Here is a 25,214-nt window from a genome sequence, read left to right as displayed (position 1 = left end):
GGAGAACACCAGATGGATGGCACGGTACTGGTTGCAGATGATGACAGAACGATCCGGACGGTTCTGACCCAGGCCCTGACGCGGGCGGGCTGCAAGGTGCATGCGACCTCGTCCCTGACAACGCTGATGCGTTGGGTCGGCGAGGGCAAGGGCGACGTGGTGATCTCGGATGTGGTCATGCCTGATGGCAACGGGCTGGAAATGCTGCCCAAGATCGCGCAGGACCGGCCGGGTCTGCCGGTGATCGTGATCTCGGCTCAGAACACGATCATGACGGCGATCCAGGCGGCCGAGGCGGATGCCTATGACTATCTGCCCAAGCCGTTCGACCTGCCGGACCTGATGAAGCGCACCGCCCGCGCGCTCGAGCGGAAGCAGCGCGCACGGTCCGAGCCGGATACGCCGAGCGAAGAGCGCCCCGACGATTTGCCGCTGGTCGGTCGTACCCCGGCGATGCAGGCACTGTACCGTCTGGTCGCGCGGGTGATGAATACGGATCTGTCGGTGCTGATCTCGGGCGAGAGCGGGACCGGCAAATCGTTGATCGCGCGGGCTATTCACGATTTCTCGGACCGGCGCACGCTGCCCTTTGTAACGGCTGCCGCCGCGGATCTGAGCGACCTTGAAGGCCCCGCGCGCGTCATGGCGCGGGTACGCGGCGGGACCCTTCTGTTCGACGAGATCGGCGATCTGGACGACGAGATCCAAGCCCGTATCGTGCGGATGATGGATACGCCCGGCGATCACGTTCCGCGTTTCATGGCCACCAGCCAGACCGACCTGACCGAGGCGATGGAACGCGGCCAGATCCGGCAGGACTTGTATTACCGCCTGTGCGGGGCCACGATCCAAGTGCCCGCCCTGCGCGAGCGCGTCGACGACATCCCGCTGCTGGCAGAGCATTTTCTGGCTCGGGACGAGCGAGACACCGGTGTGAAACGCTGGCTTGGGCCCGAGGCGGTTGAACTGGTGCGCCGCTATTCCTGGCCGGGCAACGTGCGACAGCTGGAAAACGCCATCCGACGGCTGAGCCTGACCAGCCGGTCTGACGAGATCACCAAGGCCGAGGTTGAGGCGGTTCTGGGCAGCCAGCCCGAGGCCGAGCCTCTGTTGGGCGGGGGAGAGCGCGAAAAGCTGTCGTCGTCGGTCGCGCGCCATCTGCGGCGGTATTTCGACCTGCACGGGAACATGCTTCCGCCGCCGGGCCTGTACCAGCGCATCCTGCGCGAGGTCGAGGCGCCGCTGATCGAAATCGCGCTGGAGGCAACGGGCGGAAACCAGGCGAAATGCGCCGATCTTTTGGGGATCAACCGGAATACGCTGCGCAAAAAAATCACCGATCTCGATATTCAGGTGACACGTCGCCGTAAACTGATGTAATATCGCCACACAAACCGTGGCATCCGGGCATGCGCCCGGCAAGGACCACGATATATGGCGGTAAGTCGCGCAAGCGGCACATCAGGATGAGGGCAGATGGTGGCAACCCGGGCACAGAACCGGCCGATGATTGTCCTAGATCGGTGGCGGAAGTCCCGAAAGTTGCGCAATTTCGGCACGTTGGGCTTGGTGGTTCTGGGGCCGGCCCTGGCCTTGGCGACCTATCTGGTGATCGGGCCGTTCGATCTGGGCGCGACCGCTCCGTCGCTGCGGCTGATCCTTCTGGCAGATCTGGTGTACGTTCTTGTCGTGGCGGCCCTGGTGCTCAGCCAGTTGGGCCGCTTGGTCGCCGCTCGGCGTGCGAAATCGGCGGGGTCCCGCCTGCACCTGCGGCTGATCGGCGCCTTCACGCTGCTTGCGCTCGTGCCTACGGTGATCGTGGCGATCTTTGCCGGCTTGACGGTGAATATCGGGCTCGAGGGCTGGTTCTCGGACCGGGTGCGGCAGGTGGTGGGCTCGTCGCTGGCGGCGGCCGAAGCCTATGAGCAGGAGCACCGACAGGGCCTGACGCAGGATGCGCTTGTGCTGGCCCGGTTTCTGGACAATGCGCGGTCGCTGGATTTCTTCATCTCGGATGGCGAACTGCGCGAGGTATTGGCGCAGGGGCAGGCCCAGATCCAACGCGGCCTGCGCGAAGCTTATGTCATCGACGGCAGCGGCGAGATCCGGGCTCGGGGCGACCGGTCCTATCTGTTCAATTATGAACGACCGACTCCGCAGCAGTTCGACCAGGCGCGCGCGCAGGGCCATCTGGTCATCGCCGACTGGCCCAACAACGAGTTCCGCGCGCTGGTCCCGTTGGAGGCCTTCCCCGACCGGTACCTGTATGTTAGCCGCGCGGTCGACGGGCGGTTGTTGACGCTGCTGGACGACACCAAGGAAACCGCCCAGTTCTACCAACAGCTCGAACGCGAGCGGGGCCGGGTTCTGTTCGAGTTTGGCTTGCTGTATCTGGGCTTTGCGCTGATCCTGATCCTGGCGGCGGTGTCGCTGGGCATGTGGTTTGCCGAACGTCTGTCGCGGCCTGTCGGGCGGCTGACCACCGCCGCGCAACGGGTCGGGGCCGGTGATCTGGACGTGCAGGTCATCGAAGAGTCCAGCGATGACGAGATTTCCATGCTGGGCCGCTATTTCAACCAGATGACCCGGCAGTTGAAGGCGCAGCGGGACACGTTGCTGGAAAACACCCGCCAGATCGAAAGCCGACGGCGGTTGTTCGATTCGGTACTCAGCTCGGTCACGTCGGGTGTCGTCGGGGTCGATTCTGACGGGCGGGTTACATTCGTGAACCGGTCGGCCGAACGGCTGCTGGACTGGTCCGGCAGCGACCAGCATCCGCCGATCGGCATTGCCGTGCCTGAATTTCTGCCATTGTTCGAGAAATTGAAGGAAGGCGCGCAGGAGGCCGTTCAGGGCGAGGTCAAGGTGATCCGCAAGGGGCGGTTGGAGAACCTGTTGGTGCGCATGGCCACGCGTCGGGGCGAGGATGGCCGCCTTGAAGGGTATGTGGTGGCGTTTGACGACGTGACTGACCTGGTCAGCGCTCAGCGGATGGCGGCTTGGGGCGACGTGGCCCGTCGGATCGCGCATGAGATCAAGAACCCGCTGACCCCAATCCAGCTGAGTGCCGAGCGCATCAAACGCAAGTTTGCCCGCAAGCTGGAGCCCGAGGACAGCGCCACGCTGGAATCCATGACCGACGTGATCGTGCGCCAGACCAACGACCTGCGCCGGATCGTGGACGAGTTCTCGAAATTCGCGCGGATGCCCGAACCGGACCGGCGCCAGGAGGATGTCGTCAATCTGGTCAGCGAGGCGGTCTTGCTGCAACAGGCCGGGCAGCCGGATGTCGAGATCACGGCCGATCTGCCGGATCAGCCGGTGCTGGCCGACGTCGATGCGACCATGCTTAGCCAGGCCTTGACGAATTTGATCAAGAATGCCGGCGAAGCGATTGAAACACTGAAAGAAAAAGGGGCCCCCGAGAACCTGATGCCGCAGATCCGAGTCGTGGTGCTAACGGTTGATGACGGGGTTCAGATCACCATCGCGGACAACGGGATCGGTCTGCCCGAGGATCGGGCCAAGCTTTTCGAACCCTATGTGACCACCCGCGACGAGGGGACGGGTCTGGGCCTGCCCATCGTCAAAAAGATCATTGAAGAACACGGCGGTTCGCTGACCCTCGAGGATGCCCCCGTGTTCGCCGGACAGGACCATTTTGGCGCGATGGCCGTGATCCGCTTGCCGTTGACCGACGCGGTCCCAGGCGCAGCGCCGCAGAAACAGGCAATAATAACCAACTCACTGAAAGCAGGCCAAAGATGAGCGACATTCTGATCGTAGATGACGAACGCGATATTCGCGAACTTGTGTCCGACATTCTGGAGGACGAAGGATACACCACCCGGCTGGCCGCAAACTCGGACGAATGCATGAACGCAATCAACGCCGAGCCGCCGGGGTTGTTGATCCTGGATATCTGGCTCAAGGACAGCCGGATGGACGGCATCGACATCCTGAAGGCGGTCAGGCGCGACAATCCCGACATTCCGGTGGTTATCATCTCGGGGCACGGCAACATCGAAATCGCCGTCGCCGCGATCAAGCAGGGCGCTTATGACTTCATCGAAAAGCCCTTCAACATCGACCAGTTGATGGTGGTTATCCGCCGTGCCATGGAGACCTCGCGCCTGCGCCGCGAGAACGCCTCGCTCAAGCGCAATGAGGTCAGCAGTTCCGAGATGATCGGCAGTTCGGCCGCGTTCCGCGCCATGGTGGCCCAGTTGGACAAGGTGACCAAGTCGAACGGTCGGGTGATGCTGCGCGGCCCGGCCGGGTCGGGCAAGGAGATCGCCGCGCGCTACATCCACGCTCATTCCAATCGCGCCAACGCCCCCTTCGTGACCGTGAATTGTGCCGGGATCGAACCCGAGCGCGTGGAAGAGGTTCTGTTCGGCCGCGAGTCGCCGGAACGCGGCATCGAATCCGGTCTTCTCGAACAGGCGCATGGCGGTGTGATCTATTTCGACGAAGTCGCCGACATGCCTTTGGGCACGCAGTCCAAGATTTTGCGGGTGCTGGTGGATCAGCAGTTCCAGCGCGTCGGCGGCAGCGACAAGGTGCGGGTCGATCTTCGGGTGATCTCGTCGACCAACCGCGACCTCGAGGCCGAGATCGCGGCCGAGCGGTTCCGCGAAGAGCTGTACCACCGTCTGAACGTGGTTCCGATCGCGGTGCCGTCGCTGGAAGATCGGCGGGAGGATATCCCGGTTCTGGCCCGTCATTTCATCCAGATCTGCAACGAGACCCAGGGCCTGCCCGTTCGCGAGTTGTCGGACGAGGCGGTGGCGCTGCTGCAGACCATGAGCTGGCCCGGAAACGTGCGACAGCTGAAAAACCTGGTCGAGCGAGTGTTGATCCTAGGTGATGGCAGCGGTCCCATCGAGGCGCGCGAACTGCCCAGCGACGAAGACAAGAGCGAAGAGCCGGGCCGCGTGGTGCTGTCGGGCGCGCTGGCAACCTTGCCCCTGCGCGAGGCGCGCGAGGCGTTCGAACGTGAATACCTGCTGACCCAGATCAACCGGTTCGGCGGCAATATCAGCCGCACGGCCAGCTTTGTGGGGATGGAGCGCAGCGCGCTGCACCGCAAGCTGAAGTCGCTGGGTGTGGTCACCTCAAGCAAATCCGGCGCCCGGGTGGCACGGGTGGATGAACCCGAACCGGCCGAGTGACGGGCGGCTTGCCTGCGGGGGTGAATGCCCCTGCGGCGCATGCGCGAACCGGTGTCGTCCCTGTCAGGGCGTGATGATCTGGAAGGATCCGTCGTCGAATTTGACATAGCAGGCGCTGCCGGTCAGCGGTGGCAGGGTGGTAGTCCGCTGGGGTGCAACTCCGCGTTTCTGGCTCTGCTTGCAGGGCGGCAGGCTGACCGGCCGGTATCCGTTGCGCGCCATGCATTGCGCCTCGACCGTGTCGCGTAGGCCCTTGTTTGCATCCACGGTGTAGACCCGCCCCGGCTCCCACCAGCCAGCCGAGCGATAGCAACGTCCGCGGCCATCGCAATAGGTCTGGCCCGGCCAGTAGACCGGCGGAGATTGACGCACCTGGTTGGCCACGGGCACCTTGTTCAGCGCCGCGACCTGGCATTCGGTGGTATCGGCCTGCATACGCGTCACGCTCGCGCCTTCGCGATAATACATCGACAGGGGACCGCAGGCGGCCACGGCAAGCAGGATCAGACAGCTGAGCAAGACGGTCTTCATGCCTCGATCTTGCATCACGGATAAGGTCATGACAATTCAATTGACCGTATTCGGGGCATCTGTCATTCAAAACGCTCAGGCAGAAGGGCCAAGGGAATGAAGGTCATCATTTGCGGCGCCGGCCAGGTCGGCTGGCAGATCGCGCGGCACCTGTCGGGCGAATTGAACGACGTAACCGTCGTGGACAACAACCCGGATTTGGTGCGCCGGGCGATCGAGACGCTGGACGTGCAGGGTGTCTCGGGCTTCGCCAGCTATCCCGACATACTCGAGCAGGCCGGGGCGCGGGACGCCGACATGATCATCGCCGCCACCCATTCTGACGAGGTGAACATGGTCACCTGCCAGATGGCGCATTCGGTGTTCTCGATCCAGCGCAAGATTGCGCGGCTGCGTGCGAAATCCTATCTCGAAGCGATCCACCGCGATCTGTACCGGCGCGACCATCTGCCCATCGACGTGGTGATCAGCCCCGAGCGCGAAGTGGCCGCCGCGGCCATGCGGCGCCTGTCGGCGCCGGCAGCCTTCGACACCGAGCTGTTCATGGACGGCATGGCGCAACTGCTGGGCATCCGGCTGGATGAAGAATGCCCCATCGTGAACACCCCTTTGCGTCAGTTGACCGATCTGTTCTCGACTCTCAGCGCGATTGTGGTGGGGGTGCGGCGCGACGGCACGCTGTTTGCGCCGGAATCCGAAGATCAGCTGTTCGTGGGCGACGAATGCTACGTCTTTACCCACGTCAAGGACGTCGACCGCACGATGGAGGTCTTCGGCAAAACGCAGAAAAAGCAGGACCGCGTGGTCATCGTCGGTGGCGGCAATGTCGGGCTCGAGGTTGCGCGCACGCTGGAAGAGCGCGAGGGTCGGATCCGGGCCAAGGTGATCGAGCGCGATCGGCGCTGCGCCGAGAAGGCCGCCGAGGCGTTGGAGCGCACGATCGTTCTGAATGGCGACGGTCTGGATGCCGCGTTGCTGCGCGAGGCCGGGATCGAGCGGGCCGACGCCATGCTGGCCGTCACCGATGACGACCGGACCAACATGTTGTCGGCGGTGCGCGCCAAGGCCGAGGGTTGTCCGCTGGCGATTGCGCTGATCAACGATCCCAGCATGGCGGCCTTGACCGGCCCGTTGGGGATCGACGCCTATATCAACCCGCGCGCAACCACGGTCAGTTCGATCCTGCGCCACATCCGGCATGGCCGCGTGCGGCAGGTCTATTCGATCGGCGACGCCGAGGCCGAGGTGATTGAGGCCGAGGTCCTGTCGACCTCGCCGCTTGCCGGGCAGAAACTGCGCGACATCGCTTTCCCCGAAGGTGTACTGGTCGGCGCATTGCGCCGCGGCGACGAGGTGCTGCGGCCGTCCGGCGCTCTGCGGATCGAGGAAAAGGATGTGCTTGCGATTTTCGCCATGGCCAGTGACGTACCCGAGGTCGAACGCCTGTTGCAGGTGTCGATCGATTTCTTCTGATGGCCGTCGCGCGCACCGGACGGATCGGCGTTTTTCAGCGCTTGCCCCTGTTCCTGCTGATCTGGGGGGTCGCGTCGCTGGCGATGTGGATTCCGGCGATCTATGCGTTGGCACTGAACGACCATCACACGTCGCAGTCCTTTTTCTATTCCGGCCTGATCGGGGTGTTTCTGGTGTCGATCATCGGATTGGCCCTGTCCAATCGGCGGCCGCGCAGGGGCACGTTGGGCCAACTGGCGGTGCTGTTCGCCACGCTGACCGTGCTGCCGGTCTTTCTGGCGGTGCCAATGCATGACGCGCTGGGGAACACGCGCTTTCTGAATGCCTATTTCGACATGGTCAGTGCCGTGACGACCACCGGAGCCGATCTTTTCAGTGATCCCGGCCGCCTGTCGGCCCCGGTGCATCTGTGGCGTGCGCTGGTCGGCTGGATGGGCGGGCTGCTGATGTGGGTCTCTGCGGCGGCCATCCTTGCGCCTCTGTCCCTGGGCGGGTTCGAGATCACCGCTCGCGGTGAACCGGGGCGGCCGGTCTCGGGCGTGGCGCAGAGCGAACTGGCCGATCCCCGCGGCCGGCTGTTTCGCGTGGCTCGGACCCTGACACCGGTTTATGCGGGGCTGACGGCCGTGATTTGGATCCTGCTGCTGATCGCGGACGAACAGGGTCTGACGGCGATTTGCCATGCGATGTCAATCATGGCGACGTCGGGGATTTCACCCGTTGGTGGCCTGGAAGGATCGACCGCGGGGATCACGGGCGAGGCCATCCTGTTCCTGTTTCTGTTTTTCGCTCTGTCGCGGTTGACCTTTTCGACCGATACGGCGGTTTCCGGTCATAGCCGTCTCGACAAGGACCCCGAGTTCCGCATTGGCCTGCTGATCGTGGTTGCGGTCGCGGCCTTGCTGGTGTTCCGGGCCTTGGCCGGCATGGCCGAGATAGGAGGCCAGGCCACCGGGTTGCAGGTTTTGAACGTGATCTGGGGCATGCTGTTCACGGTGCTGTCCTTCCTGACGACCGCCGGGTTCGAAAGTTCCTATTGGAACGATGCACAGCAGTTGTCGGGCCTGGGGACGCCGGGGCTGGTTCTTATGGGGCTGGCGCTGATCGGTGGCGGCGTGGCCACGACTGCCGGCGGGGTCAAGCTGTTGCGGGTCTATGCGCTGTATCTGAACGGCGCGCGCGAGTTGGACCGCCTGATCCATCCGTCTTCGGTCAGCGGCGCGGGGGCGGGCAATCGCCGCATCCAAAGCCAGGGCGCTTACATCGCGTGGATCTTCCTGATGATCTTTGCCTTGGCGCTGGCGGTCTTCGACGTTCTGCTGGCCGCCGAAGGGGTGGGCTTCGAGCAGGCCATGGTTCTGAGCGTCGCCGCGCTGAGCACGACGGGCCCGCTGATCGAACTGGCAACGGACGTGCCGTTGCGGCTGATCGATCTGTCGGCGGGGGCCAAACTGTCACTGTGTGCCGCGATGGTGATCGGGCGGCTGGAAACGCTGGCGATCATCGCGCTGATCACGCCCAGCCTGTGGCGCGATTGAAGCGCTTCGGGTTACTGCCTGATTTTTCATCTGGAATATCTGTTCGTGTCACTCCATACTCGCGCGGAGGGAGCGCGTTGGTCCGCAGCGCGTAAGCAAGAACAACGGCGAGATAACAAAATATGGCTTCGGACAGACAGAATCTTCAGGATGCCTTCCTGAACAATGTACGGAAAGCAAAGGTTCCCGTTACGATTTTCCTGATCAACGGCGTGAAATTGCAGGGTGTCATCACCTGGTTCGACAATTTCTGCGTGCTGCTGCGCCGCGACGGACAGTCGCAGCTTGTCTACAAGCACGCGATCTCGACCATCATGCCCTCACAGCCGATCAACCTGTATGAGGGCGAAGACGCCTCTTGATGGAACATGACCGGAGGCGCACCCGGGCTTGGGTGCTGCATCCCGATATCAAGTCAGATGACCAGCGCCGTGATCCCGTTCCGGCGCTGGAAGAGGCGGTGGCACTGGCTGCCGCTTTGCCCGATCTGGATGTGATCGGGTCCGAGATCGTTCGCCTGCCGCGGGCGCAGCCCGGCCTGCTGTTCGGCAGCGGCAAGATCGAGGAACTGGGCGCGCGTTTTGTTGAAAACGAAATCGAGCTGGTCCTGATCGACGGGCCGGTCACGCCGGTTCAGCAGCGCAATCTGGAGAAGGCTTGGAAGGTCAAGATTCTCGACCGAACGGGGTTGATCCTTGAGATCTTCTCGGACCGCGCCCGCACGCGTGAGGGCGTGTTGCAGGTCGAGATGGCCGCGCTCAGCTATCAGCGCACGCGACTGGTGCGGGCCTGGACCCACCTGGAACGTCAGCGCGGTGGGCTGGGCTTTGTCGGCGGACCGGGGGAAACCCAGATCGAGGCCGACCGTCGTGCGATCGACGATCAATTGGTGCGCTTGCGCCGTCAGTTGCAGAAGGTCGTGAAGACACGGACGCTTCACCGGGCCGCGCGGGCCAAGGTTCCCTATCCGATCGTGGCGCTGGTCGGCTACACCAACGCGGGCAAATCCACGCTGTTCAACCGCCTGACCGGGGCCGAAGTCATGGCCAAGGACATGCTGTTTGCCACGCTGGACCCGACCATGCGCCGGATCGAACTGCCCGACGGGCCCGAGGTGATCTTGTCGGACACGGTGGGATTCATCTCGAACCTGCCGACCGAACTGGTCGCGGCCTTCCGCGCCACGCTCGAGGAGGTTCTGGCCGCCGACCTGATCGTGCATGTGCGCGACATCAGTCATGCCGAGACCGAGGAGCAGGCCGAGGATGTGCGCACGATCATGGCCTCGCTGGGTGTGGACGATACCCGCCCTCAGCTTGAAGTCTGGAATAAGATCGACCTGCTGTCCGACGAAGACCGGCAAGCCGTGCAAGCGCGGGCCGGGCGCGATCCCGCAGTGTTCCCGATCTCGGCCGTGACCGGCGAGGGGATCGACCCGCTGCTGACCGAGATTGCCACGATCCTGCAGGGCGTGCGCCGGGAAGAGGTTCTGAAACTGGGGTTTGCCGATGGCAACAAGCGTGCCTGGCTGTTCCGGCAGGACGTGGTGCGCGGCGAAAAACAGACTGAGAACGGGTTCGAGATCACCGTTCTGTGGACCGACAAGCAGGCCAACCAGTTCGCGGGCCTCTGACGCTCAGGCCCCGTTGATCTGGCGCTGATGGTCGTCGGCATCGAACCAGTCCGACGACGACTGGATTTTGTAATCTGCATCCAGCTCCCATTCTTCCCAGCCGCGTGTGATGACTGCATTGCCGGTCTGGGCATGATGCCCTTCAAGGGTCCAGACGAAAATGGCGTGGCAACCGGCCCATCGCAGCATATCGCAGCGCACCTCAAGATCGGGAAAGTCGGTATGAAAACCGCGCGCCATGTCCGCTATGGCCGCGCGCCCGACGATGGGGTCGCCGCGATTGATCGTGATCTGCCCATCCGACGTAAAGAATTCGGCTACGGCATCGGCGTCACCCGAGCTCCAGGCGATGGCATAGTCGCGGGCAAGATTGTTCAGGGTATCGCGCAAACTGGCCATTATTTTCCCCCTCGCGCTACGGTCTGGGCGCTCCGGAATGGTAGGCCAACCCACGGGGCCACGTCCACGGGGCGGCAAAAAAGGGGCGGGGGTCCGCCGAAACCTCGCCTATTGCGGCATCAGGTGGGTGGTCCCGACGGCGGCGGCGCGGGCCAGATCCAGGTCCAGCGACATGGGAATGTACTCACCCCGGCGCCACAGTTGCGCTTGATCGTCATAGTAGCGCGACAGGAAGTGGCCCGATTGCCCTGTGGCCGTGATGAAGACCGAGTTGTCGGGGTCGGCAAAGTCATAGACCCCGCGATAGCCGGCGCCGTGCACGTTCTGGAACGGATCCGGCCCTTCGCCCGAGGTGCGCCCGCGCAGCAGGGTGTTGTCGCCGCCGCTGGTCGATTGGCGGATGTTAACGAAATAGCGCAGCACCGGAACCTCGCCCAGCACCGGGTGGTCATGGGTGGCTTGGTGGGCATCGCCCCAGCGCAGGGATTCCAGTTGGCTGCCATAGCGCTCGGAAATCCAGACCAGCGCGTCGTCCAAGGCCAGCCGGGCCATGTCGGTGCAGGTTTCCACCGGTGCGCTCTGCCGGACGTCGCACCAGGCCGAGGCCCCGTCGATGTCGCGGAAGACGCGTTCGATGAACAAGGGCTCGACATGCTTGAATTCCTTGGCCAGTGGCCCGAGGTCATCGGCGATTAGGCGGTTTTGCAGCGCGCGGACCCAGGCCGCATAGATCAGCGGCTCGGGCAGGTGCTCGTTCATTTCACCGTTCCATTCGGCTAGCAGGGTCAAGGCAATCTGGCGCTGGCGTTCGGGGGTGCCTTCAGGCGCGGCCTCGCCGGTGAACCACAGGTCGGCACCGATCAACGGCAGCAGTGACCGCGCGGTAAAGCTGACCGTGTCCAGTTGCGCCTCGATGAAGCTGTCGCGGGTGTGCACCTCGCGCGATTGCATCAGGTATTCCCAGCGGTGGACTCGCTGCGTATCGCCCCATTCATAGGACACATGCAGGGGGAAGGGCCGGTCGATGATCTTGTTGTTGGTGTTGCCCAGAACGCCGCCGGTCGGCGCCACAAATTCGGGGTTGTCGGAATAGGGCAGACGGCCCTGCCAGCGGTTTGCCGCGATCCAGCCCGGGGTCGGGATGCGCCCGAGGCTCTGGTTGTTAAGGTCGCGGCTTGGCATTGCGCCGATGAGTTTCATGCCGACGGTCGTCTTGTCGACCACCGATAGGTTCTGGGACGGCGCGATGTACTTCTCGGCCGCATCGATGGCTTCGCCAACGCTGTCCGCGTTCATTAGGGCCATCGAGGCGCTAATCGAGGTGTCGCGCGGGCTGAGCGCCGTCCAGGACAGCGAAGCCACATGGCCCGGCGGCGTGATGGTTTCCAGGTTGTAATGCGTGCCGGGCAAGACGGGGCCGTTCTCGGTCCAGCGCAGAGTCAGGGTGATCGGCGGCGCGCCCTTGATTTCGATGATCGAGGGGCGCGTCTTGAAGCGTTTGTAGCCGTCGGGCGTCAGGTATTCCTCGGGGTTGTCGGGGTTGATCTTTTCGATATGCACGTCCTGATCGTCGAGGTAGGACGAGGTCAGCCCCCATCCCAACCGGTCGCTGCGTCCGGACATAACCGCCGGAATGCCGGGGATGGTGGCGCCGATCACGCCACCCTTGGCCAGTTCCAGCCGCGCCAGATACCAGATCCCCGGCGCGGTCAGGCCCAGATGCGGATCGTTGGCCAACAGGGTGCCGCCGCTGGCCGAGCGCGACGGCGCAGCAGACCAGGCATTCGACGCCCCCGCCAAACCGCGTTCGGGAAAGGGTGACAGTGGTGAATCCGGCATGTCTGTCCCTTGGGCATAGCGTGGCATGCCGGGAAAAAGCGCGGAATATTCCGGCAGCGCGGCGATACCGTCACCGGGCACGTCGGGCAGGATATCGGCCAGACGCGCGGGATCGTTCAACATCAGCGATACGCGCGCGCGAAGCACCTCGTCGGCCAGGTGGCCGGACAACTGCACCGCCATGAGCTTGATCAGGGCAATGCTGTCGCCGGGTTGCCAGGGGGCCACGGGAGCGTCGAACAGGAACATTTCGGGCGCGCCACGACCCAAGGCGCGGTCGTTGATCTCGTTGAGGCGCGCGTTCACCCCGGCCGCATAGGCGCGCAGGGCAGCCTTGGTATAGTCGTCCTGAACCTCCAAGGACCGATGCGCCAGCGTGTAAAGGTCCAGCCGCCGCATCAGCTTGTCGATCTGGACGGTGCGCGGGCCGAACAGTTCGGACAGGCGTCCCTGGACGGTGCGGCGCATAACGGTCATCTGCCACAGCCGGTCCTGCGCGTGGGCGTAGCCAAGGCCGAAAAAGACGTCGGGGTCGGACTGGCCAAGGATGTGCGGCACGTTGGCGTTGTCGCGCACGATCTCGACCGGTGCCGACAGGCCCTTGACCTCCAGCGTCTGGTCATAGTCGGGCAGGGATTGGCTGGCTAGGTAATAGACAAGCCCGATCGCGGCCACCGCCAGAACAACCAGCCCCGAGGCGATCCGCAACAACCAGCGAAAGACTAGACCCATCAGCAGCGCCCCAAATCAACCCATCCAATCGCGGCGGAGGTTAAATCATGCCGCCGCCGACCAAAAGAGCCCGCCCCCGGAAAATACCGGCTGGAAATGAAAAACCCTGCCGTCACGCCGCGCGGAGGGCAGGGTTGGGGCCCGGTCCTGTTCGGATGATCACGGGATGATGCGCGTGTATTTGACGCCTTCTACGGTGGCGCCGATCTGCAGCCCGGCCTGACCGAAGACGGCAGCGAGAACCGGTTTGCGCAGGGTGGTCAGATCGGCCGACAGCTGGTCGCCCTCGTCGCTGATCACATAGCCGATATCGGCGCCCGCGGTCCAACCGCTCGAGCGGCGGAACTCGTTCAGTGCGTCCTGGGTCATGAAGAACAGAACATGCGCATATTGCTGGGCGCCGATCTGCAGCCCCGCCGTTCCCTTGACGGACGAGTAGTAATCGACCGTGGCACCGTTGATGCGCAGCGCGCCGCGACCATAGCCGCCGCCAAAGACGAATCCGGCCTCGGTGATCAGCGGCATGACCAGCATACCGTTGGCTTTGTTGGCGATTTCGACCGTGTTGGGATACCGGGCGAACATCTCGTTCAGCGTGGCATCGACGCGGGCGTCGATCGTGGCCGCGTTCGAATTGCCGACGCCGTTGCCGCAAGCGGCGGTCAGGGTCAGTCCGGCCATGCCGAAGGCAAAGCCGCGACGGCTCAGTCGTGGTGTGTTGGAACTGCTCATGTTTCTTTTTCTCTGTCGATGTGCCTGAAAAGCCGGGTGGTCCCGGTCTTGTGTGCAAGAATACGCCGAACGGCGTGGGGTGTCACGGGAAAACCGGCAGACCGAGGCCGGCTGATCGGCGAAAAATCGCGGATTCCCTTGGGATTAGCCTTGCAGCAGCTTGGCGACCTGCGGCGCGAAATAGGTCAGGATGCCGTCGCAACCCGCGCGTTTGAAGGCCAGCAGGCTTTCCAGCATCACCTTGTCGCCGTCGATCCAACCGTTCTGCGCTGCGGCCTGGATCATCGCGTATTCACCCGACACCTGATAGGCATAGGTGGGTGCGCCGAACGTGTCCTTGACCCTCCGGCAGATGTCCAGATAGGGCATCCCTGGCTTGATCATCACCATGTCGGCGCCCTCAGTCAGGTCGCGCTGGATCAGGCGCAGCGCCTCGTTCGAGTTGGCCGGGTCCATCTGATACGTCTTCTTGTCGCCGGTGAGCGCGCCCGAAGCCCCCACCGCATCACGGAAAGGCCCGTAGAAGGCGCTGGCATATTTCGCGGCATAGCTGAGGATCATGACGTCATGATGGCCGGCGGCCTCGAGCGCCTGCCGCATCGCGCCAACCCGGCCGTCCATCATGTCAGACGGGCCGATGATGTCGGCTCCGGCCTCGGCCTGGGCCAGCGTCATCTTGACCAGCGCCTCGACGGTCTCGTCATTCACGATCTTGCCGTCCACTACGTATCCGTCGTGGCCGTTGATGTTGTAAGGGTCCAGCGCCACGTCGGTCATCACGGCGATTTCGGGCGCGGCCTGCTTGATCGCGCGGATGGCGCGGTTCGACAGGTTGTCGGGGTTCCACGCCTCGGCGCAATCCTGCGTCTTGAGGCTGGGATCGGTGTAGGGAAACAGGCAGATCGCCGGGATGCCCATCGCTTGTGCCTCGGCAGCGGCCCCGGCGATCAAGTCGACCGATCGGCGTACCACGCCGGGCATCGAGGGCACAGGCTCTTCAATGCCCTCGCCGTCGCGCACGAAGACCGGCCAGATCAGGTCATCAACGGTCAGGGTGTTTTCGCGCACCAGGCCCCTGATCGCCTCGGACTGGCGGGCGCGGCGAAAGCGGCCGTGGGGGTAGGGAGCGATTGTCGGTTTCATGGCGCGTTCTCCTTGAACAGTCGCGCATTGGGTGGCATGAATTCGCGCAGGTCTCAAGGGTACCAATGGCCGCGCCGTTGCGATAGAACCGCCTGAGAATTTTGAAAAAAGGACCGAGTTTGGACTGGTACTCCACGATCTTCGAGCTCATCGACATGCGCAGCTTTTCGAATCTGTGGTACTGGATTGCGCTTGCGGTCCTGTGGTCGACGGCCAGCCATTGGGTGCTGGGGGTTCCCTATGATCTGGTCGTGCGTGCCCGCCGCGTCGGAGGCCAGGCCGAGGCTGACCTGCTGGACATCGTGCGGATCAACACCAACCGAATTCTCTATGTGGCCGAAGTTTCGGGCGTCATTCTTCTGACATTGTGCTGCTTCCTGTTCGCCGGGCTGGCCACGCTGGGGTTCTACTATCAGGTCGAGTTCGCACAGGCCGTGTTTCTGCTGTTGTTCCCGATGGTTCTTGTCGGCGCAAACAGCCTGCGGGTGGCCCGGAACCTGCGGCGGCAGGAATTGACGGTCGCCGGTGTGTCAAAGGCATTGCACCGGTGCCGGCTGGCAACCCAGATCATCGGTATGCTGGCGATACTGGTCACTTCGATGTGGGGCATGTATCAGAACTTTTCGATCGGCGTTCTGGGATAGAAAATTCGGAAAGGCGAGGCGATGAAGGCTCCGAACCACGTGACAGTCGGCGGCGCCCCCGAGGGGTTCGACGCGCAGTTGGTGCTGAACGAGGTCGCCCGCTCGGGCGGGCCGGTTCTGCATGTGGCGCGCGACGACAAACGTGCCGAGGCGATGCGCGCGGCGTTGCGTTTCTTTGCGCCCGACATGCCCGTGATCCTGTTTCCCGGTTGGGATTGCCTGCCCTATGACCGGGTTTCGCCCAACCCCGACATTGCGGCGGCGCGGGTGGCGACCCTGGCGGCGCTGGTGCACCAGATGCCCGAACGCTTTGTTCTGCTGACCACGCTGAACGCTGCCACCCAGCGCGTGCCGGCGCGCGACGTGCTGCGGCAGGCGGCGTTTACCGCACGGGTCGGACAACGCATCGACGAGGCCGCGTTGCGTGACTTTCTGGTGCGGATGGGGTTCAGCCAAAGCCCCACGGTGATGGAGCCCGGCGACTATGCCGTGCGCGGCGGGATCATCGACATCTTCCCGCCGGGCGAGGCAGGGCCAGTGCGGCTGGACCTGTTCGGTGACGTGCTGGACGGCGCGCGCCGGTTCGATCCGGCCACCCAGCGCACCACAGAAAAGCTCGATCTGGTCGAATTGGCCCCGGTCTCCGAGGTGATACTGGACGAAGCCGCCATCACCCGGTTCCGTCAGAACTATCGCATCGAATTCGGTGCGGCCGGTACGGATGATCCGCTGTACGAAGCGGTCAGCGCCGGACGCAAGCATCAGGGCATGGAGCACTGGCTGCCCCTGTTCCACGAAAAGCTGGAAACGTTGTTCGACTACCTTCCGGGCGCGACGATCACGCTGGACGATCAGGTCACGCCCGCGCGTCTGGCCCGGTGGGACAGCATCGCCGATCAATACGAAACCCGGCGCCTGGCGCTCGAGAACCGCTCGCGCATGGATTCGGTCTATAAACCCACGCCGCCGGGTCTGCTGTATCTGGACGACGCCGCCTGGACCCAGGCGGTGGCGCAGCGGCGGGTGCTGCAGTTCAGCCCCCTGCCGCAGGCCAGCGGCCCCGGGGTGATCGACGCGGGCGGTCGGATCGGGCGCAACTTTGCCCCCGAGCGGCAGCAGGAAAGCATCAGCCTGTTCGGCGCGCTGGCCAGCCACATCAAGAACAAGCTGGAGAAGGGGCCGGTTCTGGTCGCGTCCTATTCCGAGGGCGCGCGCGAACGCCTGACCGGGTTGATCGAGGATGAGGGCCTGGCCGAGGCAATTCTTGTGACCGACGGCTCGCGCATCGGCAAGCGCGGCCTGCACCTGGCGGTCTGGGCGTTGGAGCACGGCTTCGAGACGCCTGACATGACGGTGATTTCGGAACAGGACGTGCTGGGCGACCGGCTGATCCGCCAGCCCAAGAAACGCCGCAAGGCCGAGAATTTCCTGACCGAGACCCAATCGCTCAGCCCCGGCGATCTGGTCGTGCATGTCGATCACGGCATCGGCCGGTACATGGGCATGGAGGTCGTGACCGCCCTGGGCGCCGCGCATGAATGCCTGCTGCTGGAATATGCTGAAGGCGCCAAGCTGTACCTTCCGGTCGAAAACATCGAGCTGCTGTCGAAATACGGGCACGAGGAAGGCTTGCTCGACAAGCTGGGCGGTGGTGCGTGGCAGGCCAAGAAGGCCAAGCTCAAGGAACGCATCCGCGAGATGGCCGACCGGCTGATCCGCATCGCGGCCGAACGCGCCCTGCGCAAGGCTCCGATCATGGACCCGCCGCCCCACGCGTGGGAGGAGTTCAGCGCCCGCTTTCCTTACCAGGAAACCGAGGACCAGCTGCGCGCCATCGCCGACGTGATGGAGGACCTGCACTCGGGCACGCCGATGGATCGCCTGATCTGCGGCGACGTGGGCTTTGGCAAGACCGAGGTCGCCATGCGCGCGGCCTTTGTTGCGGCCATGTCCGGGCTGCAGGTGGCGGTGATCGCGCCCACAACATTGCTGGCGCGTCAGCACGCCGCCAGCTTCAAGGAACGGTTCCGGGGCTTCCCGCTGGAAGTCCGGCAATTGTCACGTTTCGTCTCGGCCAAAGAGGCGCAACAGACCCGCGAAGGGCTGGCCAAGGGGACGGTCGATATCGTGATCGGCACCCATGCGCTGCTGGCCAAGGGCATCCGGTTCCAGAACCTCGGGCTGTTGATCATCGACGAAGAGCAGCATTTCGGCGTGGCCCACAAGGAAAGGCTCAAGCAACTGCGCTCGGACGTGCATGTGCTGACGCTGACCGCGACGCCGATCCCGCGCACCCTGCAACTGAGCCTGACCGGGGTGCGCGACCTGTCGATCATCGGCACACCGCCCGTCGATCGCCTGGCGATCCGCACCTATGTCAGCGAGTTCGATGCCGTCACCATCCGCGAGGCGCTGCTGCGCGAGCACTATCGCGGCGGGCAGAGTTTCTATGTGGTGCCGCGCATCTCGGACCTGCCCGAGATCGAGGAGTTTCTGAAAGAACAGCTGCCGGAGCTGACCTATGTGGTGGCCCATGGCCAGATGGCGGCGGGTGAGCTGGACGACAGGATGAATGCCTTTTACGACGGCAAGTATGACATTCTGCTGGCCACCACGATCGTGGAAAGCGGGCTGGACATTCCCACCGCAAACACGATGGTGGTGCACCGGGCCGACATGTTCGGGCTGGCGCAGCTCTATCAGATCCGGGGCCGGGTGGGGCGGTCCAAGACCCGCGCCTACGCCTATCTGACCACCAAGCCGCGCGCACGTCTGACCCCGGCCGCCGAAAAGCGCCTGCGGGTTCTGGGCTCGCTCGATACGCTGGGGGCCGGGTTCACGCTGGCCAGCCAGGACCTGGACATTCGCGGCGCGGGCAACCTGCTGGGCGAGGAACAGTCGGGCCAGATGCGCGACGTGGGGTATGAACTCTACCAATCGATGCTGGAAGAGGCGATTGCTAAGATCAAGGTCGGCGAGATGGAGGGGCTGAGCGAAGCCGACGACCAGTGGGCGCCGCAGATCAACCTGGGCGTTCCGGTGCTGATCCCCGAAGACTATGTGCCCGATCTGGACGTGCGGCTGGGCCTCTATCGCCGTCTGTCGTCGCTGTCGACCAAGGTCGAGCTGGAGGGCTTTGCCGCCGAATTGATCGACCGGTTTGGCCCGCTGCCGAAAGAGGTGAACACGCTGCTGTTGGTGGTGCGGATCAAGGCGATGTGCAAACGCGCGGGCATTGCCAAGCTGGACGGCGGACCCAAAGGGGCCACGATCCAGTTCCACAACGACAAGTTCGCCTCACCGCAAGGTTTGGTCGAGTTCATCCAGAACCAGCGCGGGCTGGCCAAGGTCAAGGACAACAAGATCGTGGTGCGGCGCGACTGGAAGAAGGACAGCGACAAGATCAAGGGCGCCTTTGCCATTGCCCGCGATCTGGCCGAGAAGGTGGCGGCTGAGAAAAAGAAGAAGGCCAACGCCTGAGGGCGCGGCCTAGTCTCCGGCGACGAATGTACACAGCTGCCAGTCACCGCTGTCCGACTTCACGAAGGCCGCGCGATAGCCGACCATCGACCACAGGAAATCGGAATAGATATAGCCGCGCGTTCCGTCGGTCAGGATGACGCCCTGATATTCGGTCTCTTCCAGATATTCCGGCACGATCACCACCTCGTGGCTGATCAGGTCCAGAATGGGCGCGCCGCGGTTGGGGGCCTGGCGCAGGGTGACATCCCGGCCGGTCACGAAATAGGCGGTGAACGGGTCTAGCGCCGCCGGCAGGGTGATGCGCCACTGGTGCGGCATCCAGAATTCGCCATCCTCGTCGAAATAGCCGGGCTGGGCCAGCGTGGTCTCGAGGTCGCGCCAGTAGTCCTCGCGGATGGTGGCGGCGTGGCGGCGATCGGACTCGGGCAGGGTCTCGGGATCGACCGTCAGGTTGGCGCGGAACGTCTCGGGGCCGTCCGGGTCGCCGTGGCTGGTATAGATCTCGGGGCAGGTGGCGGCCATCACGCCCTCAAGGTCGCGGGCGGCGACCTTGGCGCGCAGGTCCGCACGAAAGGCTTCAAGCGCCGGGTCGTTGCTGGCCTCGTCCAGAGGCGGAAAGGTCTGACGGTCGGCCCAGGCGGGGCCGCAGAACAGTGCGACCAGCGCAGCATTCAACAGTTTCATTCAGCGGCTCTCATCGCGGCCTGGGCGCAGAAGCATGAGGCGCCGACGCTGTGGTCGGCCCGCGCCAGGGCCAGGTCAAGTCGTTGTCGGATCAGCTGCAATTCCTCTCGCGCGCCGCGCACCTTGAGGCAATCGTGCAAGCCCTTGAGGCTCCAGACATTGTCGGGATGGATCGAGGCCCGGCTGAGGGTGCCGCCCAAGCCCAGATCCTCGCGATAGACGGCTTCGGCCTCGGCCACATGGCCCTGTTCGAACAGGAGCGCCCCCAGCGCGTGGCGGGTGGGCTGCATCCAGCCCCAGGGCTCGTCATAGGGCAGGTTGTCGTCCAACTCGACCGAGCGGCGCAGATGGGCGAAGGCCGTGTCGAAGTTGCCTTTGCGGTACTCGATCTCGCCCCGCAGCATCTCGCGCGCGATCTCCAGCAGGTCGATCACGCGGTTGTTGTGCAACAGGCGGGTTTCGGGCACCCGGTCCTTGGCGACCAGGAACAGCCGTTCTTCGGCTTCGGCCTCGGCCACGTCGCCCGTGGCGGCATGGGCGACTGCGCGGGCATAATGCGTGGTGGCCGTCACCGTCAGATACAGGTCGGGATCGGGGGGCAGGGGCAGAGCCTTGGCTTCCTCCCACCGGCCGAAACGGATCAGGATATGCGGTCCCATGGCCATGTAGCTTTCGAAGTAATCCGCCATGGGCGGGCTTTCGATGCGCAGCATTTCCTCGGGCGTGGTGTCCCACAGGCCCTTATTGGCGCGTAGGGCGGGCTCCATCTGACCCAGGAACAACGCGCCATAGATGACGAAGTGGTAATTGTGCTGGCGATAGCCGGTATAGATGTTGAAAGCGCCTTCGCGCTGGTAGTATTTCAGATCGGCAGTGACCGCCTGTTCGTTCCAGTGGACGACGTTCTGATAGTGGCCGCACAGCACGTCGATATGGGTTGGCATGTGCACCAGATGCCCGGCATCCGGCACCAGCGTGCGCAGCACGTCACCGGCCTTCAGTGCCTTTTCCGGCGTGGACGACATCTCCATCAGGTGTACGTAGAGGTGCAGCAGGCCCGGATGCGACATCGCCGCCGGATCATGGGCCATGGCCCATTCCAACGCCTCCTGCGCTTCAACCGTGGCGGCGCCCTCGGCGGGCTGGCCTGTCCTCAGGTCCCACATCTGCCAGGGGGTCAGGTTCAGCAATGACTCCACATAGATGGTGCGCAAGTCCAGATGATCGGGTCGGGCCGCGAAGGCGGCGCGCATGGCGTCGGCGAAGTCGTGGTCCCAGCGGTGCATGTCGGGCGCCGGGTCACGCTGGGGATAGCGGGCGGGCAGGGCGCGGATCAGTTCGCGTTCGACAGGCGTGCAGCGGTCCAGCAGGGCCAGTGCGCACTGGGTCGCGTCATAGGCGCAGGCCAGCGCCTTGGCCTTGCCCGCATCGTCCAGCAGCTCCCAGGGCAGGTTGTAGTTCGGCCCGGCGGCATAGGCCACGCCCCAATGGGCCATGGCGCAGTCCGGGTCATGCTCCAGCGCGCGCTGGAAACACACGACCGCCTCTTCGTGATTGTAGCCGTAGGTCCAGACAAGGCCCCGGTCGAACCACAGCTGCGCCTGATCCGAGGACGTGGTGACGGGGCAGCTATGCGTGCCCAGATCGTAATAGTCGCTCATTCCGGATTCCCCCTGAATGGGGCGAGCCTAGCGCAGTTCAGGTGCGCTGCACAGGTCAGGCGGGAACGCGGTCTTCAATCCGGCCCATGTGGACCATCAGCCCGAAAGCCAGCACGCACATGGTCAGGATGCCGATGGTCAACGGCCCCAGCGTGCCGTCGAACAGCAGCCCAACCGGTGCGGCGATCGCGGCGGCCAGCACGGTCGAGATCGACCCGATGACCGAGGCCGCCATGCCGGCGATATGGCCCATCGGCTCCATCGCGATGGCATTCAGGTTGCCCATCGTGACGCCGGCCATGAAAAAGACAGTGGTCTGCCAGAACACGAACAGCGCAAACGAGGCCTGCGGCGACAGGTTCGACATATTTAGGGCAATCACCAGCGAGGTGATCAGGATCTGTCCGGCCAGTGCCCAGGTCACCATGCGGCGCATCCCCACGCGCACCACGACGGCCGCGTTCAGCAGGCTGGCCGAGCCGGACATCAGCGCCACGAACCCGAACCAGAAGGGGAAGCTGTCGGCGCGGTGGTGGATCACATCATAGACCGGCTGCACCATGGTCAGCATCGTGAACAACATGCCCATGCAAAGGGTCTGAACAAAGATCGACAAGCGCACGGTGGGGTGGGCGAACATCTCTTTCACCGCACCGACCATCAGCGGCAGGCGGAACGGGCGGCGGTTTTCCGGGGCGAGGGACTCCGGCAGTCGGAACCCCATCCAGACAATGATCACCAGCGCGAACAGGATGAACGACATGAACACACCGCGCCAACCGGCGAAGGCGATCACGGCGGCACCGGCCATGGGCGCGATGGCAGGCACCAGTGTAAAGATCATCATCGCGATCGACACGATCCGCGCCATTTCCCGGCCCGAGAACAGATCACGGATGATGGCCATGGCCACGACACGCGGACCGGCGGCCCCCAGCCCCTGAGCCACCCGGGCAGCCAGAACCAGCTCCAGCGATGAACTGGCCCAGGCCACGGCCGATGCCAGAATATAGAGCGCCGCGCCGGCGAAGATCACCGGCCGGCGTCCGACCGCATCCGAGATCGGACCGGTGAAGAACGTGCCGATCCCCATGCCCAGAACAAAGCTGGTCAGGATCAGCTGCGCCCGGTTCACGTCATCAGGGCTGAGCTGCGCGCCGATCTCGGGCAGGGCAGGCAGCATTGAATCAATCGAAAATGCGATGGTGGCAAACATCATCGCGATCAGCGCGATGAATTCGGCCCTGGAAATACGGTCAGCCATGCGGGGACTCCTTGCCCCAACGCGCTAACACGACAGGGCAAGGTGGGCTAGGTGCAACCGCGCACAGAACTCTGTGCTATTCTGCAGAGGAGGGCTCAAACTGAGACATGATTTCATCGATGACCTGCTTCCATAGCTCGGGCGGCTGGGCGCCAGGTACTGCGTGCTGGTTGGCGACGATAAAGGTCGGCACCGAGTTCACCCCCATCTCGCGTGAATGGGCGTCGCGTTTGCGGATGTCGTCCCGGTCGGCGTCGGATTTCAACAGTTTCAGAACCACAGCGGCGTCCATGCCCACGCTGTCGGCGATGTCGGCCAACACCTCGTGGTCGCCGATGTCGCGGCCCTGCACGAAATAGGCGTCGAACAGCGCATCCACCACCTCGTTCTGCTTGCCTTCGATCCCGGCCCAGTGGATCAGGCGATGGGCGTCCAGCGTGTTCGGGGTGCGCTTCATGGCCTCGAAATTGATGTTCAGGCCGGCCTTTTCGGCATGCTCCACCACCGGCGCATAAGCTTTGACCGCACCTTCGTTGCCACCGAACTTGCGTTCCAGGTATTCGCGCCGGTCCATGCCGCCTTCGGGCATGTCGGGGTTCAACTGGAACGGATGCCATTCGATCACGAACGGATGGTCCGGGACCGAGGCCAGGGCCTTGTCCAGGTTGGTCTTGCCGATATAGCACCACGGGCAGATCGGGTCGGACAGGATATCAAGCTTGACGGTCTGGGTCATTCGGAGGGTGCCTTGAAATAGGCCGGCAGTGCGCGGCGCAGGAGTTTTCCGTTGCCCCCGGTGGGCAGTTCGGGAAGATGGATGAAGGCGCGGGGTTGCTTGTAGCGCGCCAGGTTGGCCTCGACATAAGCGCGCAGGGCGGTTTCTTCCAGTTTTTCCGGCCCGGAATAAAAGGCAGCGATCACGAAGGTGTCCGGTTTGACCTCGACCGCCGCCGCGCCGACCTGCGAGATTCCGGGAAAGCGTGACAGGACGGATTCGACCTCGACCGGAGATACCCGGTAGCCGCCGGCGTTCATCATGTCGTCGTCGCGCCCCAGATAGGTGATCTGCCCATCCACGGCCATCGCCCCTTGATCGCCGGTCAGGAACCAGTCGCCCTGCATGCGCGCGCGGGCCTCGTCCGGGGCGTTGAGGTAAGTCAGCATCAGCCCCGGGTCCGAGCGGTGAATGGCGATGGTGCCTTCCTGTCCCTGCGGAACCGGTCCGTCAGGCCCCAGGATCGCCACGCGGCGCCCCGGTTGCGGCTGGCCCAGAGAGTCTCCGCGCGCAGGGTGGGATGGGCTCGATGAGATGAAGGTCGAGCATTCCGACATGCCGTAAGCCTCGTACAGCTCTGTCCCGGTGGCCTGAACCCAGCGTTCGTGGAGGGCGCGCGACAGTTTCTCGCCGGCGCTCAGGCCGTGGCGCAGATCGGGCAGGGGCAGCATGTCTGCCGCGTTCAGCATCTTGCGGTACACGCCCGGGGCGGCCGCAAAGATCGAGGCGCGGTGGCGGCGCAGCAACCCGGGCAGGGCTGCCGGGTCGGTTCCGGGTTCGGGGATCAGCGCAGTGGCGCCGATGGTCCACGGGTCCATCAGGCCGGTGCCCAGCGTGTAGGTCCAGTTGAACGCGCCCGCGTGGCACAGGCGGTCGGCCTCGCGCAGACCGTACCAGCCATCGACCATCATCTGCCGCGCCCAGATCGCGCGATGCGCATGGGCCACGGCGCGTGGCTTGCCCGAGGTGCCTGAGGTATAGACGATATAGGCCATGCGTTCCGGGTCGCCCATGTCGAACGACGCGAGCGGCAGGTCGCGCATGGCGGCAAGGTCGGTCAGGCCGATCTGCTGGGGATGCGCGGCACAGGCCACGGACGGATCGCGCAGAATGGCGGCTGGGGACAGTTCCCGGATCATCCGTTCCGTTTCTGGCTCGGTCAGTTGCGAGGATGTCGGCACCGGGATCAGACCGACTGCGATTGCCCCCAGATAGGCGATGGGAAAATCGACCGTATTGCCCAGGCGCATCAGCACGATGTCTCCGGGCACAAGGCCCGCGCGCAGCAGCCCGGTTCCGGTGCCCAGAACTGCGGATTTCAGCAGCGCATAGGACCAATCGTCCGAACCGTCGGCGCGCAGCACGGACAGAGCTACCTTGTCCGGCGTGGCATCGGCGCGCCGCAACACGTGGGCGGCCAGGTTGAATGGCGTAGGACAGGGCGGCGGTGGCCCTTGATCAAAGATTGACAACATGCGCCTTGGCTATTGCCGTTTGTCACGCGTTGCA

General features: G+C 64.1%; 19 protein-coding genes. 9 read left to right on the top strand and 10 right to left on the bottom strand.

Annotated features, from left to right (window positions below; all coding sequences use genetic code 11):
• Window positions 1-12 precede the first annotated feature (12 nt).
• The 3 genes from AC2FNS_RS00880 (at window position 13) to ntrX (ending at window position 5,174) form a co-directional block, all read left to right on the top strand.
• Entirely contained in the window at window positions 13-1,380 is a 1,368-nt protein-coding gene (locus tag AC2FNS_RS00880; RefSeq protein ID WP_496686227.1) for a response regulator, read from the top strand.
• Between the two features lie 96 nt (window positions 1,381-1,476).
• Complete coding sequence (locus AC2FNS_RS00875; protein ID WP_496740627.1) at window positions 1,477-3,768, top strand: sensor histidine kinase NtrY-like; 2,292 nt, start codon at window positions 1,477-1,479, stop codon at window positions 3,766-3,768.
• A complete protein-coding gene (gene ntrX / locus AC2FNS_RS00870; protein ID WP_496678099.1) occupies window positions 3,765-5,174 on the top strand; it encodes a nitrogen assimilation response regulator NtrX in 1,410 nt (469 codons plus the stop codon). Before AC2FNS_RS00875 ends, ntrX begins: the two co-directional genes overlap by 4 nt.
• A gap of 63 nt (window positions 5,175-5,237) precedes the next feature.
• On the opposite strand, the gene AC2FNS_RS00865 is transcribed toward ntrX, so the two are convergent.
• Entirely contained in the window at window positions 5,238-5,705 is a 468-nt protein-coding gene (locus AC2FNS_RS00865; RefSeq protein ID WP_496678100.1) for a hypothetical protein, read from the bottom strand.
• A 96-nt stretch (window positions 5,706-5,801) separates the two neighbouring features.
• On the opposite strand from AC2FNS_RS00865, the gene trkA reads away from it, so the two are divergent.
• From trkA to hflX, 4 genes are all read left to right on the top strand, one after another.
• On the top strand, window positions 5,802-7,178 hold the full coding sequence (gene trkA, locus AC2FNS_RS00860) for a Trk system potassium transporter TrkA (RefSeq protein ID WP_496711421.1): 1,377 nt from the start codon (window positions 5,802-5,804) through the stop codon (window positions 7,176-7,178).
• A complete protein-coding gene (locus AC2FNS_RS00855; protein ID WP_496711420.1) occupies window positions 7,178-8,716 on the top strand; it encodes a TrkH family potassium uptake protein in 1,539 nt (512 codons plus the stop codon). Before trkA ends, AC2FNS_RS00855 begins: the two co-directional genes overlap by 1 nt.
• Window positions 8,717-8,838: 122 nt before the next feature.
• Window positions 8,839-9,078 (top strand): RNA chaperone Hfq, encoded by a 240-nt coding sequence (gene hfq / locus AC2FNS_RS00850; protein ID WP_005982826.1) that lies wholly within the window; start codon window positions 8,839-8,841, stop codon window positions 9,076-9,078.
• On the top strand, window positions 9,078-10,349 hold the full coding sequence (hflX, locus tag AC2FNS_RS00845; protein ID WP_496711419.1) for a GTPase HflX: 1,272 nt from the start codon (window positions 9,078-9,080) through the stop codon (window positions 10,347-10,349). Before hfq ends, hflX begins: the two co-directional genes overlap by 1 nt.
• A gap of 3 nt (window positions 10,350-10,352) precedes the next feature.
• Here the strand turns inward: hflX and AC2FNS_RS00840 are convergent, their stop codons facing one another.
• From AC2FNS_RS00840 to hemB, 4 genes are all read right to left on the bottom strand, one after another.
• Window positions 10,353-10,748: an SgcJ/EcaC family oxidoreductase gene (locus tag AC2FNS_RS00840; RefSeq protein WP_496711418.1), complete on the bottom strand. Its 396-nt coding sequence runs from the start codon at window positions 10,746-10,748 to the stop codon at window positions 10,353-10,355.
• Window positions 10,749-10,856: 108 nt separating this feature from the next.
• Window positions 10,857-13,319, bottom strand: a complete 2,463-nt coding sequence (locus AC2FNS_RS00835) for a penicillin acylase family protein (RefSeq protein WP_496711417.1) — start codon at window positions 13,317-13,319, stop codon at window positions 10,857-10,859.
• A 159-nt stretch (window positions 13,320-13,478) separates the two neighbouring features.
• Window positions 13,479-14,051: a lipid-binding SYLF domain-containing protein gene (locus AC2FNS_RS00830; RefSeq protein ID WP_496678111.1), complete on the bottom strand. Its 573-nt coding sequence runs from the start codon at window positions 14,049-14,051 to the stop codon at window positions 13,479-13,481.
• Between the two features lie 144 nt (window positions 14,052-14,195).
• The gene (gene hemB / locus AC2FNS_RS00825) at window positions 14,196-15,194 is read right to left on the bottom strand and encodes a porphobilinogen synthase (RefSeq protein WP_496689134.1); all 999 of its coding nucleotides are present in this window, start codon (window positions 15,192-15,194) and stop codon (window positions 14,196-14,198) included.
• 119 nt (window positions 15,195-15,313) lie between these two features.
• On the opposite strand from hemB, the gene AC2FNS_RS00820 reads away from it, so the two are divergent.
• Window positions 15,314-15,838: a component of SufBCD complex gene (locus tag AC2FNS_RS00820; protein WP_496711416.1), complete on the top strand. Its 525-nt coding sequence runs from the start codon at window positions 15,314-15,316 to the stop codon at window positions 15,836-15,838.
• Window positions 15,839-15,859: 21 nt separating this feature from the next.
• Window positions 15,860-19,318 carry a transcription-repair coupling factor gene (mfd, locus tag AC2FNS_RS00815; protein ID WP_496803749.1) on the top strand — a complete coding sequence of 1,153 codons (3,459 nt, stop codon included), beginning with the start codon at window positions 15,860-15,862 and terminating at the stop codon, window positions 19,316-19,318.
• 9 nt (window positions 19,319-19,327) lie between these two features.
• Here mfd and AC2FNS_RS00810 read toward each other — a convergent pair whose 3' ends face one another.
• From AC2FNS_RS00810 to AC2FNS_RS00790, 5 genes are all read right to left on the bottom strand, one after another.
• Window positions 19,328-20,005: an SH3 domain-containing protein gene (locus AC2FNS_RS00810; RefSeq protein WP_496711414.1), complete on the bottom strand. Its 678-nt coding sequence runs from the start codon at window positions 20,003-20,005 to the stop codon at window positions 19,328-19,330.
• Entirely contained in the window at window positions 20,002-21,666 is a 1,665-nt protein-coding gene (locus tag AC2FNS_RS00805) for a tetratricopeptide repeat protein (protein ID WP_496803748.1), read from the bottom strand. Before AC2FNS_RS00805 ends, AC2FNS_RS00810 begins: the two co-directional genes overlap by 4 nt.
• 55 nt (window positions 21,667-21,721) lie before the next feature.
• Window positions 21,722-22,930 carry a multidrug effflux MFS transporter gene (locus AC2FNS_RS00800; RefSeq protein WP_496678126.1) on the bottom strand — a complete coding sequence of 403 codons (1,209 nt, stop codon included), beginning with the start codon at window positions 22,928-22,930 and terminating at the stop codon, window positions 21,722-21,724.
• 76 nt (window positions 22,931-23,006) lie between these two features.
• Window positions 23,007-23,666, bottom strand: a complete 660-nt coding sequence (locus AC2FNS_RS00795) for a DsbA family oxidoreductase (protein WP_496803747.1) — start codon at window positions 23,664-23,666, stop codon at window positions 23,007-23,009.
• On the bottom strand, window positions 23,663-25,180 hold the full coding sequence (locus AC2FNS_RS00790; RefSeq protein ID WP_496803746.1) for a class I adenylate-forming enzyme family protein: 1,518 nt from the start codon (window positions 25,178-25,180) through the stop codon (window positions 23,663-23,665). Before AC2FNS_RS00790 ends, AC2FNS_RS00795 begins: the two co-directional genes overlap by 4 nt.
• Between the last annotated feature and the right edge of the window lie 34 nt (window positions 25,181-25,214).

The sequence above is a fragment of the Ruegeria sp. BHSA191 genome, assembly GCF_059613325.1.
The sequence above is the reverse complement of the archived record's forward strand: the minus strand, read 5'-3'. Positions and strand labels throughout refer to the sequence as shown.

Coding starts and splice junctions, on each gene's coding strand:
- AC2FNS_RS00880 (WP_496686227.1), top strand. CDS start 13: ATGGATGGCACGGTACTGGTTGCAGATGATGACAGAACGATCCGGACG.
- AC2FNS_RS00875 (WP_496740627.1), top strand. CDS start 1,477: ATGGTGGCAACCCGGGCACAGAACCGGCCGATGATTGTCCTAGATCGG.
- ntrX (WP_496678099.1), top strand. CDS start 3,765: ATGAGCGACATTCTGATCGTAGATGACGAACGCGATATTCGCGAACTT.
- AC2FNS_RS00865 (WP_496678100.1), bottom strand. CDS start 5,705: ATGAAGACCGTCTTGCTCAGCTGTCTGATCCTGCTTGCCGTGGCCGCC.
- trkA (WP_496711421.1), top strand. CDS start 5,802: ATGAAGGTCATCATTTGCGGCGCCGGCCAGGTCGGCTGGCAGATCGCG.
- AC2FNS_RS00855 (WP_496711420.1), top strand. CDS start 7,178: ATGGCCGTCGCGCGCACCGGACGGATCGGCGTTTTTCAGCGCTTGCCC.
- hfq (WP_005982826.1), top strand. CDS start 8,839: ATGGCTTCGGACAGACAGAATCTTCAGGATGCCTTCCTGAACAATGTA.
- hflX (WP_496711419.1), top strand. CDS start 9,078: ATGGAACATGACCGGAGGCGCACCCGGGCTTGGGTGCTGCATCCCGAT.
- AC2FNS_RS00840 (WP_496711418.1), bottom strand. CDS start 10,748: ATGGCCAGTTTGCGCGATACCCTGAACAATCTTGCCCGCGACTATGCC.
- AC2FNS_RS00835 (WP_496711417.1), bottom strand. CDS start 13,319: ATGGGTCTAGTCTTTCGCTGGTTGTTGCGGATCGCCTCGGGGCTGGTT.
- AC2FNS_RS00830 (WP_496678111.1), bottom strand. CDS start 14,051: ATGAGCAGTTCCAACACACCACGACTGAGCCGTCGCGGCTTTGCCTTC.
- hemB (WP_496689134.1), bottom strand. CDS start 15,194: ATGAAACCGACAATCGCTCCCTACCCCCACGGCCGCTTTCGCCGCGCC.
- mfd (WP_496803749.1), top strand. CDS start 15,860: ATGAAGGCTCCGAACCACGTGACAGTCGGCGGCGCCCCCGAGGGGTTC.
- AC2FNS_RS00810 (WP_496711414.1), bottom strand. CDS start 20,005: ATGAAACTGTTGAATGCTGCGCTGGTCGCACTGTTCTGCGGCCCCGCC.
- AC2FNS_RS00805 (WP_496803748.1), bottom strand. CDS start 21,666: ATGAGCGACTATTACGATCTGGGCACGCATAGCTGCCCCGTCACCACG.
- AC2FNS_RS00800 (WP_496678126.1), bottom strand. CDS start 22,930: ATGGCTGACCGTATTTCCAGGGCCGAATTCATCGCGCTGATCGCGATG.
- AC2FNS_RS00795 (WP_496803747.1), bottom strand. CDS start 23,666: ATGACCCAGACCGTCAAGCTTGATATCCTGTCCGACCCGATCTGCCCG.
- AC2FNS_RS00790 (WP_496803746.1), bottom strand. CDS start 25,180: ATGTTGTCAATCTTTGATCAAGGGCCACCGCCGCCCTGTCCTACGCCA.